This is a genomic window from Bacteroides sp. 1_1_14 (assembly GCF_000162515.1).
GTDB lineage: Bacteria > Bacteroidota > Bacteroidia > Bacteroidales > Bacteroidaceae > Bacteroides > Bacteroides thetaiotaomicron.
Window position 1 is genome coordinate 429,690 of record NZ_GG774704.1, and the last position, 12,830, is coordinate 442,519.

The window sequence follows — 12,830 nt, forward strand, 5'->3', positions numbered from 1 at the left end:
AAGGATTTATCCGCTTGTCTACCGTTCTCCTTTTATCTTCGTGTCCTGCGTGCGGCTATAGGCAGCCTTTATCTTTTCGCATATTCCTGATGGAACTCAATCACTGCCTCTATTCCTTTCCGGAATATGTCCAGCGAGAAGTTTTCGTTGGGTGAATGGATCGCGTCCGATTCGAGTCCGAAGCCCATCAATACGGTTTTGGTTCCCAATACCTGTTCGAATGTCGAAATGATAGGAATACTTCCGCCGCGACGTACTGCCAGCGGTTTTTTACCGAAAGCTGTCTCAAAACCTTTTTCCGCAGCCTGATAGGCAGGAAGGGAAATCGGGCAGACATACCCTTGTCCTCCGTGCATCGGAGTTACTTTTACCTGTACGGTATCGGGGGCCATTTGTAAGATATAGTCAGCAAACATCTGCGAAATCTTGTGATGATCCTGATGTGCAACCAGTCGGCAGGAAACTTTCGCATACGCTTTCGAAGGAAGGACTGTCTTGGAGCCTTCACCTGTATATCCTCCCCAAATGCCGCATACATCGAAAGACGGGCGGCAACTGTTGCGTTCCAGTGTGCTGTATCCCTTTTCTCCGAAGAGTTCTTTCACTCCGATGGCTTCTTTGTATTTCTTCTCATCGAACGGGATATGGGCGATCATTTCCCGTTCTGCTTGCGGCACTTCTTCTACATCATCGTAGAATCCGGGAACGGTGATTCTTCCGTCTTTATCTGTCACTTGGCTGATTATTTCGCAAAGCACATTGATCGGATTGGCTACCGCGCCTCCGAAGTGTCCCGAATGCAGGTCGCGATTCGGTCCGGTCACTTCTATTTCCCAGTAAGCCAGTCCGCGCAGACCGGTGGTGAGGGATGGAAGTTCGGCGCCCAGCATGCTGGTGTCCGAAACCAGGATAACGTCTGCTTTCAACAGTTCCTTATGCTCTTCGCAGAAGGCTTCCAGGCTGGGAGAGCCGATTTCCTCTTCTCCTTCGAAGATAAACTTGACGTTATTTTTCAGCAATTCGTTCTTGACGAGATATTCGAAGGCTTTGACCTGGATAAAGGATTGTCCTTTGTCATCATCCGCTCCGCGTGCCCAGATGTATCCGTCCCGTACTTCGGGTTCGAAGGGCTGGCTTTTCCACAGTTCCAGCGGTTCGGCAGGCATTACGTCGTAGTGGGCGTAGACCAATACTGTTTTGGCATTCGGGTCAACGATCTTTTGTGCGAAAACAATCGGGTTACCCTTGGAAGGCATCACCAATGCTTCATCCACTCCGGCTTCGAGCAGTAGTTGTGCCCAGCGTTGGGCGCAAGCCAGCATATCGTCGTGATGTTCCGGCAGGGCGCTGATACTGGGAATACGGATGAGGCTGAACAGGTCCTCCATAATCTTCGGTTCGTTCGCTGCGATATATTTTTGAATTTCGTTCATAATGAATAGTTTACTGGCGGTTATTTAGCCTATGTGCCAATAGCCTGACAGATTTTTAGTGCAGGTATTGGCACATGGGTAGATTGACATATTGATACTTATTAAAGCTGCGTTGTCTTATCCAACAGATAATAATCAAGGATGGTCATGGCAGCCATTGCTTCTACGATAGGTACGGCACGTGGCAGTACACAGGCGTCATGACGTCCGCGGGCTTTCAGTGTCGTATCTACGCCGTCGATGTTCACCGTTTCCTGCTCCATCAGCAGGGTAGCAATCGGTTTGAATACTACACGGAAGTAAATATCCTGTCCGTTACTGATTCCTCCCTGAATACCTCCGGAGTGGTTGGTATGCGTTTCAATCCGTCCGTTGTTGTTGAAGAATACGTCGTTCTGCTCGGAGCCTTTCATCTTCAGTCCCTTGAATCCTTCTCCATATTCGAAGGCTTTGGCGGCATTGATACTGAGCATGGCGTTGCCCAAGGCGGCGTGCAGTTTGCCAAACACAGGTTGCCCCAATCCGATAGGACATCCTTTGATGACACAGGTCAGCGTACCTCCGATGGTATCGCCTTCACCTTTTACCTTATATATAAGGTCTGCCATTTCCTTTGCCTTTTCCGGGTCCGGACAACGTACATCGTTTGTTTCGATCAGGTCGAGATCATAGTCGGAATAAGTGCCTTCCAATTTGATGGCACCGACTTGCGATGTATAAGCTGTGATGCTGATTCCTAACTGGCGAAGGGCTAATTTAGCCAATGCGCCGGCTACTACGCGTGAAATAGTCTCGCGGGCAGAAGAACGTCCGCCGCCGCGATGATCACGGATGCCGTACTTCACTTTGTAGGTGTAATCCGCGTGTGAAGGGCGGTATACCTCTTTCAGGTTATTGTAGTCATTGGAATGTTGATTCTCGTTCCAAACGATAAATCCGATAGGACATCCGGTTGATTTGCCTTCGAAGATGCCTGAAAGAAACTCCACTTTATCCGCTTCCTTGCGTGGTGTGGTGAGGATGGATTGTCCCGGACGGCGTCGATTTAGTTCTTGTTGTACAAATTCTTCGTCGATTGTGATTCCGGCAGGAAATCCGTCAATTACTCCCCCAACTCCTTTTCCATGAGACTCGCCGAAGCTGGTGAGCCGAAAGATGTTGCCAAATGAATTAAACATAGTTGTGGCTTTTTTAAAATTACTCTATGCAAATATAACAAAGTTTTTGATAAGAAGGTTGTGAATTCAAAATATCTTCGGAAAAGGAAGCAAATTGAACCTTTTTTCCTCTTTTTAGTTTATAAATGACGATTATTTAATAACTAAACCCGAAAATTATGAAAAAGAATCTATTGTATTTGTGGGCATTGATATGCTCTGTCTCTCTTTTGACGGCTTGTAGCAGTGATGATGATAATACGGTCAATGATGAAACGACTCCTCCGGAAGAAGAGGCTGTGGTGACTGCTCCCGATGTGGTGGGAACGTATTGGGGAAATCTCGATATTTCAATGCTGCCCGATGGCTCTGACCAGGAAGTTGTGATTGCCGACGGACTTCCGAAGTTTATTACTTTCTCCCAGGTCAGTGATACGGAAGTAAAGATGGAACTGAAGGAATTTGAACTGTTTATAAACGGAAACATATTAAAGTTCGGCGATATCGTGATAGACAAGTGTGCAGTGAAAAAGGAAACGGACGTTTCGACTTTCACCGGACAGCAAGACCTTACTTTTCAGGGGGATGCCGCTGCTCTGGGTACCTGTGCCACCAGTATAGAAGGAACGGTGCAAAGTGGAAATGCTACAATGAATATTCAGGTAAAAGTACCTGCATTGAAGCAGACCGTGAAAGTTGCTTTCTCCGGTGTGAAGCAGGTGGAGGAATCCGGTAAGGATTAATCCGTCTTTGGTCAGCTAGAAAGCATATCCGAATCCGATATTCAAGTAGATCGGATACATAGCAAAAGTAATGGTCTGAAAGTCATTTCTGAAGATATCATTCAATCCCCAGGTGAGGTCTGCATATATATTGAGATGTTTGAATGCTCTCCATCCGGCTCCTATTTGCAGGCCCCACTGAAAATGTCTCAGGTCGTCCGAGAAGTCATAAGTAGCGATTTTACCATCCGTAAATTCGACTTTGGGGCCTACGGGGTCGCCTTCACGCAGGTATCCTTCATATACGTGCCCCGAAAATTCTCTTGAAAGCAGATACGAAAAATAAGGTCCGGCTTTAATATTCCAACGGTTGCTCAACTTGTAAGTAGCCATTAGAGGAATTGTCAGTCCGGAAGTGTGGACTTTGGTTTTGACTCCTCCTGTCCAGACACCGCTGATTCTTTCTCCTCCCTGTCCGAGGATTTCCATATTATAGTTTTTGACGGTGGCTTCCGTTGTCATGGCTTTATTCTCCAGCCGCAGCCCTACAATGACTCCGAGCTTGTTTTGAACGGCAAACCATTTGGTTACTTCTCCTCCGATGCTGATAGCCAGCGTTGGGTTGTAGCCGTCAATCGAACGGATTTCGACAGGCAGCGGGAGCGGGGCTGTACCGCCGATGCTGAACCCTGCTTTGATTTCATATTCCAGTCCGTGAAGAGCGGAACGGATAAGCGTTTCGTTTCTGTCAACCTGTGAATAGCCGGGGAGGGCTATTACCAGACAGGCGAGTAAACTGAATATATAGGAATGGATTTTCATCTTTTCATTATTATTAAATCATTAGTTATTTCATTATAGTTGCTCTGTTCTGCCTTCCATAGCTGCTATCAGATCATTGGTCGAATGGAATCAGTCTTCCGAGCGATAGATTAGTTCGACTTCATCAATCAGCAATGTACTTCCGATAGCTCCGTTGAAATGATCTCCTTCCAGGCTGGAAGTGAATACGATAGCTACATTATACTTTCCTGCCGTTAGCTTCTCTTTATCGATGTATTTTCCGGATAACATATGGAAGGGAAGTTTAAAGTATGTCCACTCATCCGTCTCTTTGGCGTCGTCAATGCGTGCTATTGAAACCAGGTTGGGACTGGTGAAAGCATTCGTTCCGTCAAGAGTCGGCACTGACTCACTGGTTTCGTACATGATGGCATAAATATCGCATATATCCCGTTTACCACTGACGGGTTTGCCGCCTTCTGTAAACAGATCTCCGGCTTTGTACTTGTAATAGCCTGCCAGATAAGTAGGTATATGCCGGAAAGGCAGACCGAACTTGGTCGCTTTCAGCGGATTGCTCATTGCATTTCCTACATCGAAAGAACCGATGAACAGATTTCCGGCTGCGATAGGCATTCCCATGAGTCCGCCGAAGAATCCGGTGCTGCGGGTTACTAAGGACAGGCATTTCCCAGTTTTTCCGTTTGCAATCTGGAAGGTCGGATAGTCGTCGGCAGTCTTGGGAACTCCGGTCATCGCATAACCTGCGTTTCCGCTGGCCCATTCCATTACCACTTTTTCTCCTTCCCGTTCTACGAAGATGTAGTATTTCTGTCCGCCGAGCGTATCCTCAAAATTATAGATGGTAGCAAGTTCCGTATCAATAACGGACACGGCGTACTTTTTCTTCCAAAAGCCGTCGGCAGCCGTAACGGTATATTGCTGAGGCGAATGGAAATCTCTAGCCGTCCCGCTGGGAGGATCGATGGTGGCTCCCGGAGTCAATGTAAATTCGGGGGCAAGGGATGAAATATCTGTTCCCGGTCCTACAAATATATTGATGGAATTATTAGTGATAATCGGACTCGTTGTCATGACTACTCCCGGCAATCTGCAACTTAGTATATCTGCCTCTGCATTGGGAGCTTCTTCGCGGATGCAAGAAGAAGAGAAAATGGCTAGCAGCAAATAAACAATACCGTGTTTTGCTTTCATTTTTCTACTATTCTAACTGTTAAAGTTCGGTTCTTGGGAGATTTTATAACAATATGCAATTTTATTTGTTCACTAATGGATGTTTGATAAAAAGAATTTTCTACTTTTGTGGAAACTAAAGCCTTATAGGGTATGATTGAATCGGAAAGAAAACAGATAATAGACTTGATCAAAAAGAGGTGATTCCGGCGATAGGATGTACGGAACCCATTGCGGTAGCGCTTTGTGTGGCTAAAGCTGCCGAAACGTTAGGAGTGAAACCGGAAAAGATTGAAGTGTTATTGAGTGCCAATATATTAAAGAACGCAATGGGAGTCGGTATCCCCGGCACGGATATGGTCGGACTTCCTATAGCCGTAGCCTTGGGAGCGTTGATCGGCCGATCGGAATATCAACTGGAAGTATTGAGAGACTGCACACCGGAGGCAGTAGAACAAGGCAAACAGTTTATCGCAGAGAAGCGAATCTGTATTTCTCTCAAAGAAGATATCACGGAAAAACTGTACATCGAAGTAATCTGCAAAGTCGGCAGCCAAAAAGCGACGGCTGTGATTGCCGGCGGACATACTACCTTTGTCTATATAGCTACGGATGAAAAAGTACTGCTTGACAAGCAACAGACTGCCAATGAAGAGGAAGAAGACACTTCACTGGAACTGAATCTGCGCAAAGTCTATGATTTTGCCCTGACATCCCCTCTGGATGAAATCCGTTTTATTCTCGATACGGCACGTCTGAACAAAGCGGCCGCCGAACAAGCTTTTAAAGGCAATTACGGGCACTCTTTAGGTAAGATGCTCCGTGGAACGTATGAACATAAAGTGATGGGAGACAGCGTATTCTCTCATATACTATCTTATACTTCCGCCGCTTGCGACGCCAGAATGGCTGGTGCAATGATTCCCGTCATGAGTAACTCCGGCAGTGGCAATCAGGGCATATCCGCCACACTTCCCGTTGTCGTATTTGCCGAAGAAAATGGTAAAACCGAAGAGGAACTGATCCGCGCCTTAATGCTGAGTCATCTCACTGTAATCTATATCAAGCAAAGCCTGGGACGTCTCTCCGCCTTGTGTGGCTGTGTAGTAGCTGCCACAGGTTCCAGTTGCGGAATCACCTGGCTGATGGGAGGAAATTATAATCAGGTAGCCTTTGCCGTTCAAAACATGATTGCCAACCTGACGGGAATGATTTGCGACGGTGCAAAACCGAGCTGCGCACTCAAAGTAACAACCGGAGTCTCAACAGCCGTATTATCTGCCATGATGGCAATGGAGGACCGTTGTGTGACTTCTGTAGAAGGCATTATTGACGAAGATGTCGATCAGAGCATCCGTAACCTGACAAGAATCGGCTCGCAAGCCATGAACGAAACGGATAAGATGGTGCTTGATATCATGACGCACAAAGGAGGATGTTAATAGGTAATAAGTAACAAGTAATAGGTAACAAGTAATAGCCGGAATAACGGCATAAAAAAGTATTAAGTATTAACTTCCGCCTATATCCGCATGGAATTAATACTTAATACTTATTACCTATTACTTAAAATTAGTGGCAGTGTCCGCCTTCGCAACCGCAGTCATCGCCACAGTCGCTGCCGCAGCTGTCGCATCCGCAACCGCAACCTTCACCGCTCATCATCTTCACCAGTTCCTGAATTTCTTCGTTGGTAGCAGGACGGCTTTCGATTACTTCACCTTCAAAGATCAGGTCAGCGCCTGCCAATGGGTGGTTAAGGTCAACTACTACTACATCCGGTTTGATTTCTACGACGCTGGCGTTTACGCGTTGACCGTCTCCGGTCATCAAAGGTACAATGCTGCCTTCTGTTACGCGTTCGCTGTCGAACTTGCCATCTATTTCAAAGATATTTTTAGGAAGATCAAATACATGTTGCTCATCGTAGGCTCCATAAGCTTCATCTGCCGGAATGGTAAAATCGAATTTATCACCCTTAGAAAGAGCTGTTATCTGGTTCTCGAAGCTTTCGAGCGTTGTGCCTAATCCTGAAATGAACTGAAAAGGATGTTCTGCATTTGTTTCTTCGAACAATTCTTTTTCACCATCTTCCACTGTATATAGCTTATATGCAACGGTGATGTACTTGTTTTCTACTGTTTCCATCTGATATTTATAGTTTCTAATTAATAAATCCCTTATTTAGGGTGGACAAAGATACGAATAATTTGCTTGCTACCGGGTGCATACGGAGTAAATTTCAGATTATTAAGCGCTTTTGTCAGAAATGGACAGTCATTCTCTACTAACTGATAGTTGCAAATTCAACCTTTAAGTGATAAAATTTAGGTTTATTACCGTTCTTTTCTTACGATTATTCGCTTTTTAGTGATTTTTTTCTTCGATTTGTTTGGAGATAATAAAAAAGCCCTTACCTTTGCAGCACGAAAATAAAGAAAAGAAGATATGAATATATTACATACATCTATTAACCTAGCAGTTCTGCATATTATTCGCGTCGTGGTGGTGCCATCAAGAGCGTGAGAAAGGTTTTGTGTATGTATTCGTACCATAAAAGATAGAATTTGGAGCCTTTCTCACTGATGTGAGGGAGGCTCTTTAATTAAAAGATAGATTGAAATGAAAAAGCAATTACGCAGTTCGTTTAGTACACAAGGCCGTCGCATGGCGGGAGCCCGCGCATTATGGGCAGCCAACGGCATGAAGAAAAATCAGATGGGAAAACCCATTATCGCTATCGTCAATTCGTTTACACAATTTGTTCCGGGACACGTGCACCTGCATGAAATCGGGCAGTTGGTGAAGGCGGAAATTGAGAAGCTGGGATGCTTCGCTGCGGAATTTAATACGATTGCTATTGATGACGGTATCGCTATGGGACATGACGGAATGCTTTACTCGCTTCCTTCCCGTGATATCATAGCGGACAGCGTAGAATATATGGTCAATGCGCACAAGGCGGATGCAATGGTATGTATCAGCAACTGCGATAAGATTACCCCAGGGATGCTGATGGCTGCCATGCGCCTGAATATCCCTACCGTATTTGTATCCGGCGGACCGATGGAAGCCGGAGAGTGGAACGGTCAGCATCTGGACTTGATCGATGCCATGATTAAATCGGCGGACGACAGTGTAAGCGATCAGGAAGTAGCGAATATCGAACAGAATGCCTGTCCTACCTGCGGATGTTGTTCCGGAATGTTTACGGCAAACTCGATGAACTGTCTGAATGAAGCTATCGGCTTGGCTCTTCCGGGAAACGGCACAATCGTGGCTACGCACGAAAATCGTACGAAACTGTTTGAAGATGCTGCCAAACTGATTGTGGAAAATGCAATGAAATATTATGAAGAAGGTGACGAAAGTGTACTTCCCCGCAGCATAGCTACCCGTCAGGCATTCCTCAATGCCATGACGCTGGATATTGCGATGGGCGGTTCTACCAATACGGTGCTTCACCTGTTGGCCGTGGCACATGAGGCAGGAGTCGATTTCAAGATGGACGACATCGATATGCTGTCACGCAAGACACCCTGCCTGTGTAAAGTCGCTCCGAATACTCAAAAATATCATATTCAGGACGTTAACCGTGCGGGTGGCATCATTGCTATCCTGGCAGAGTTGGCAAAAGGCGGTCTGATTGATACTTCCGTTCTCCGTGTGGATGGCATGTCGCTGGCGGAAGCGATCGATCAATATTCAATTACCAGCCCGAACGTTACGGAAAAAGCAATGAGCAAATATTCAAGTGCGGCAGGAAACAGATTCAATCTCGTACTTGGTTCTCAGGGAGCTTATTATCAGGAATTAGATAAAGATCGCGCGAACGGATGTATCCGTGATCTGGAGCACGCCTATAGCAAGGACGGAGGCCTGGCGGTACTGAAAGGAAATATCGCTCAGGACGGTTGCGTAGTAAAAACGGCGGGTGTAGACGAAAGCATCTGGAAGTTTACCGGACCTGCCAAAGTATTCGACTCACAAGAAGCAGCCTGTGAAGGCATCCTCGGAGGCCGAGTCGTCAGCGGCGACGTTGTCGTCATCACGCACGAAGGTCCGAAGGGCGGTCCCGGTATGCAGGAAATGCTTTACCCGACTTCTTATATCAAATCCCGTCACCTCGGCAAAGAATGTGCCTTGATTACCGACGGACGTTTCAGTGGTGGAACTTCCGGATTGAGTATCGGACACGTTTCTCCCGAAGCCGCTGCCGGAGGTAATATAGGAAAAATAGTAGATGGAGATATCATCGAAATCGACATTCCCGCCCGAACGATTAACGTGCGACTAACAGATGAAGAACTGGCTGCCCGCCCGATGACTCCCGTGACCCGTGACCGTTACGTGCCGAAGAGCCTGAAAGCATACGCCAGCATGGTAAGCTCTGCCGATAAGGGAGCAGTGAGATTAATAGACTGATCCACTTCATTATCCATTATGAATCATCCATTATCCATTAAAGAACTATGAGTAAGGACTTAATAACAGGCGCAGAGGCAATGATGCGCTCTCTGGAACATCAGGGAGTGACTACCATTTTCGGTTATCCCGGCGGTTCCATCATGCCTACGTTCGATGCCCTGTACGACCATCAAAATACATTGAACCATATCTTGGTTCGCCATGAACAGGGAGCTGCCCATGCGGCACAAGGCTACGCCCGTGTATCGGGTAAAGTCGGTGTTTGCTTGGTGACAAGCGGCCCCGGAGCAACCAATACGATCACAGGTATTGCAGATGCAATGATAGACAGTACGCCTATCGTTGTCATTGCAGGACAGGTGGGAACAGGCTTTCTTGGAACAGACGCTTTTCAGGAAGTCGATCTCGTAGGTATCACTCAGCCAATCGCTAAATGGAGCTATCAGATTCGCCGTGCCGAAGACGTAGCCTGGGCGATAGCACGTGCTTTCTACATTGCCAGTAGTGGTCGTCCCGGTCCGGTGGTACTCGACTTTGCCAAGAATGCGCAGGTTGAAAAAACGAAATACGAGCCGACAAAGCAGGAGTTTATCCGCAGCTATGTTCCGGTTCCCGATACAGACGAAGAATCGGTAAAGGCTGCCGCCGAACTGATCAATAACGCCGAACGCCCGCTTGTCTTGGTAGGACAGGGAGTGGAACTGGGAAGCGCTCAGGAAGAACTGCGTATCTTTATCGAAAAGGCGGATATGCCCGCAGGTTGTACCTTGCTCGGACTTTCCGCATTGCCTACCGATCATCCGTTGAATAAAGGAATGCTGGGTATGCACGGAAATCTGGGACCGAATATCAATACTAACAAATGTGATGTACTGATTGCTGTCGGTATGCGTTTCGACGACCGTGTGACCGGTAATCTGGCTACTTACGCCAAACAAGCGAAAGTGATCCATTTTGATATTGATCCGGCGGAAGTAAATAAGAATGTAAAGGTAGACATTGCCGTTTTGGGCGACTGCAAAAAAACGCTGGCTGCTGTGACCGGACTGTTGAAAAAGAACCGGCACACCGAGTGGGTCGATAGTTTCAAGGAATATGAAGCGGTAGAGGAAGAAAAAGTCATTCGTCCTGAACTTCATCCTGCAACGGATTCACTGAGTATGGGCGAAGTGGTGCGTGCGGTAAGCGAAGCGACCCGTCACGAAGCCATATTGGTGACAGATGTAGGTCAGAATCAGATGATCTCTGCCCGCTACTTTAAATATACCAGGGAACGTAGTATCGTTACTTCGGGTGGACTCGGCACGATGGGTTTTGGCCTTCCGGCAGCTATCGGAGCTACTTTCGGCCGTCCCGACCGCACGGTATGTGTATTTATGGGTGACGGCGGACTGCAAATGAACATTCAGGAACTGGGTACGATCATGGAACAGAAAGCTCCGGTGAAGATTATCTGCCTGAACAACAATTATCTCGGCAACGTGCGCCAATGGCAGGCTATGTTCTTTAATCGCCGTTATTCATTTACTCCGATGCTGAATCCGGATTACATGAAAATCGCTTCCGCCTACGATATTCCTTCCAAACGTGTCTTTTCACGGGAAGAATTGAAAGCGGCCATCGACGAAATGCTCTCGACAGACGGGGCGTTCCTGCTCGAAGCCTGTGTGGTAGAAGAAGGCAATGTCCTCCCGATGACCCCTCCGGGCGGTTCAGTCAATCAGATGTTGCTGGAATGTTAATCCTTAATTTAGAAAGTTATGAGTGATAAGACATTATATACGATTATAGTTCATTCTGAAAATATAGCCGGATTGCTGAATCAGGTGACCGCTGTATTTACCCGTCGGCAAATAAACATCGAGAGTTTGAACGTTTCTGCTTCTTCCATTAAAGGAGTACATAAATATACGATTACAGCGTGGACTGATAAGGACACTATTGAAAAGGTGGTGAAGCAGATCGAAAAGAAGATTGATGTGATTCAGGCGCACTATTTTACGGAAGACGAGATTTATTTCCATGAGATAGCCTTATATAAGGTATCTACTCCTGCTTTTCAGGAGACTCCGGAAGCATCTAAAGTGATCCGCAGATATAATGCCCGCATTGTAGAGGTGAATCCGGTATTCTCTATCGTCGAGAAGAACGGCATGAGTGAAGAGATTACTTCCCTTTACGAAGAACTTCGGGCTTTGAAATGTGTGCTGCAATTTGTCCGTTCGGGCCGTGTGGCTATTACTACCAGCTGTTTCGAACGTGTGAATGAGTTCCTGGACGGACAGGAAGCGAAGTATAAGCAAAGTAAAAAGGAACAGGAGTAATGAGTGAAGAAAATAAAATAGGGACTTATCAGTTTGTGGCAGAGCCGTTTCACGTAGATTTTAACGGCCGCCTGACCATGGGCGTGCTGGGAAATCATCTGTTGAATTGCGCAGGTTTTCATGCCAGCGACCGTGGATTTGGTATTGCTACGCTGAACGAGGACAATTACACATGGGTGCTTTCCCGCCTGGCTATCGAGCTGGATGAGATGCCTTACCAGTACGAGAAGTTCTCGGTTCAGACATGGGTGGAGAATGTCTATCGTCTCTTTACCGACCGTAACTTTGCCGTCATTGACAAGGATGGAAAGAAGATCGGCTATGCCCGTTCCGTATGGGCGATGATCAATCTGAATACCCGTAAGCCTGCCGATCTGTTGGCATTGCATGGAGGAAGCATCGTCGATTATATATGCGATGAACCCTGCCCGATAGAAAAGCCTTCGCGTATCAAGGTGACAAGCAATCAGCCTGTTGCGACGCTGACGGCAAAATACAGTGATATCGATATTAACGGACACGTAAACAGTATTCGTTATATCGAGCACATACTTGACTTGTTTCCGATAGAACTGTATCAGACGAAACGTATCCGCCGGTTTGAGATGGCGTATGTGGCTGAGAGTTATTTCGGAGACGAACTCTCTTTCTTCTGTGATGAGGCGAATGAAAACGAGTTTCATGTAGAGGTGAAGAAAAACGGCAGCGAGGTAGTATGCCGTTCCAAAGTGATATTTGAATAATATAGAGTATAAAATCAATTAATAACAGATGGCGCAAGTCATCAAA

Annotated in this window: 10 protein-coding genes and 1 pseudogene; 6 read left to right on the top strand and 5 right to left on the bottom strand. The window is 46.6% G+C overall.

The genetic code is table 11. From position 1 onward, the window contains the following. Positions 1-68: 68 nt before the first annotated feature. Both HMPREF9007_RS16250 and aroC read right to left on the bottom strand, forming a co-directional pair. Positions 69-1,433: a dipeptidase gene (locus HMPREF9007_RS16250; RefSeq protein WP_008761026.1), complete on the bottom strand. Its 1,365-nt coding sequence runs from the start codon at positions 1,431-1,433 to the stop codon at positions 69-71. 101 nt (positions 1,434-1,534) lie between these two features. Continuing rightward, positions 1,535-2,611 carry a chorismate synthase gene (gene aroC, locus HMPREF9007_RS16245; RefSeq protein ID WP_008761027.1) on the bottom strand — a complete coding sequence of 359 codons (1,077 nt, stop codon included), beginning with the start codon at positions 2,609-2,611 and terminating at the stop codon, positions 1,535-1,537. 158 nt (positions 2,612-2,769) lie between these two features. On the opposite strand from aroC, the gene HMPREF9007_RS16240 reads away from it, so the two are divergent. Next, positions 2,770-3,333 carry a calycin-like domain-containing protein gene (locus HMPREF9007_RS16240; protein ID WP_008761028.1) on the top strand — a complete coding sequence of 188 codons (564 nt, stop codon included), beginning with the start codon at positions 2,770-2,772 and terminating at the stop codon, positions 3,331-3,333. A gap of 15 nt (positions 3,334-3,348) precedes the next feature. Here the strand turns inward: HMPREF9007_RS16240 and HMPREF9007_RS16235 are convergent, their stop codons facing one another. Continuing rightward, a complete protein-coding gene (locus HMPREF9007_RS16235; protein WP_008761029.1) occupies positions 3,349-4,134 on the bottom strand; it encodes a porin family protein in 786 nt (261 codons plus the stop codon). Positions 4,135-4,224: 90 nt separating this feature from the next. Continuing rightward, positions 4,225-5,310 carry a PCMD domain-containing protein gene (locus HMPREF9007_RS16230; RefSeq protein WP_008761030.1) on the bottom strand — a complete coding sequence of 362 codons (1,086 nt, stop codon included), beginning with the start codon at positions 5,308-5,310 and terminating at the stop codon, positions 4,225-4,227. A 132-nt stretch (positions 5,311-5,442) separates the two neighbouring features. Between HMPREF9007_RS16230 and HMPREF9007_RS16225 the strand changes: the two are divergent. Continuing rightward, positions 5,443-6,731, top strand: a pseudogene (locus HMPREF9007_RS16225) (L-serine ammonia-lyase, iron-sulfur-dependent, subunit alpha). A gap of 130 nt (positions 6,732-6,861) precedes the next feature. Here HMPREF9007_RS16225 and HMPREF9007_RS16220 read toward each other — a convergent pair. Then, positions 6,862-7,437 carry an FKBP-type peptidyl-prolyl cis-trans isomerase gene (locus HMPREF9007_RS16220; protein ID WP_008761032.1) on the bottom strand — a complete coding sequence of 192 codons (576 nt, stop codon included), beginning with the start codon at positions 7,435-7,437 and terminating at the stop codon, positions 6,862-6,864. A gap of 474 nt (positions 7,438-7,911) precedes the next feature. On the opposite strand from HMPREF9007_RS16220, the gene ilvD reads away from it, so the two are divergent. From ilvD to HMPREF9007_RS16200, 4 genes are read left to right on the top strand one after another with little or no spacing between them, the layout of a single operon-like run. Then, positions 7,912-9,714, top strand: a complete 1,803-nt coding sequence (gene ilvD, locus HMPREF9007_RS16215; protein ID WP_008761033.1) for a dihydroxy-acid dehydratase — start codon at positions 7,912-7,914, stop codon at positions 9,712-9,714. Positions 9,715-9,761: 47 nt separating this feature from the next. Continuing rightward, complete coding sequence (ilvB, locus tag HMPREF9007_RS16210; protein WP_008761034.1) at positions 9,762-11,459, top strand: biosynthetic-type acetolactate synthase large subunit; 1,698 nt, start codon at positions 9,762-9,764, stop codon at positions 11,457-11,459. Positions 11,460-11,477: 18 nt separating this feature from the next. Then, positions 11,478-12,041 carry an acetolactate synthase small subunit gene (gene ilvN, locus HMPREF9007_RS16205; RefSeq protein WP_008761035.1) on the top strand — a complete coding sequence of 188 codons (564 nt, stop codon included), beginning with the start codon at positions 11,478-11,480 and terminating at the stop codon, positions 12,039-12,041. Then, on the top strand, positions 12,041-12,784 hold the full coding sequence (locus HMPREF9007_RS16200) for an acyl-ACP thioesterase domain-containing protein (protein WP_008761036.1): 744 nt from the start codon (positions 12,041-12,043) through the stop codon (positions 12,782-12,784). The genes ilvN and HMPREF9007_RS16200 overlap by 1 nt, the downstream gene beginning before the upstream one ends. Positions 12,785-12,830: the final 46 nt, after the last annotated feature.

Coding starts and splice junctions, on each gene's coding strand:
- HMPREF9007_RS16250 (WP_008761026.1), bottom strand. CDS start 1,433: ATGAACGAAATTCAAAAATATATCGCAGCGAACGAACCGAAGATTATG.
- aroC (WP_008761027.1), bottom strand. CDS start 2,611: ATGTTTAATTCATTTGGCAACATCTTTCGGCTCACCAGCTTCGGCGAG.
- HMPREF9007_RS16240 (WP_008761028.1), top strand. CDS start 2,770: ATGAAAAAGAATCTATTGTATTTGTGGGCATTGATATGCTCTGTCTCT.
- HMPREF9007_RS16235 (WP_008761029.1), bottom strand. CDS start 4,134: ATGAAAATCCATTCCTATATATTCAGTTTACTCGCCTGTCTGGTAATA.
- HMPREF9007_RS16230 (WP_008761030.1), bottom strand. CDS start 5,310: ATGAAAGCAAAACACGGTATTGTTTATTTGCTGCTAGCCATTTTCTCT.
- HMPREF9007_RS16220 (WP_008761032.1), bottom strand. CDS start 7,437: ATGGAAACAGTAGAAAACAAGTACATCACCGTTGCATATAAGCTATAT.
- ilvD (WP_008761033.1), top strand. CDS start 7,912: ATGAAAAAGCAATTACGCAGTTCGTTTAGTACACAAGGCCGTCGCATG.
- ilvB (WP_008761034.1), top strand. CDS start 9,762: ATGAGTAAGGACTTAATAACAGGCGCAGAGGCAATGATGCGCTCTCTG.
- ilvN (WP_008761035.1), top strand. CDS start 11,478: ATGAGTGATAAGACATTATATACGATTATAGTTCATTCTGAAAATATA.
- HMPREF9007_RS16200 (WP_008761036.1), top strand. CDS start 12,041: ATGAGTGAAGAAAATAAAATAGGGACTTATCAGTTTGTGGCAGAGCCG.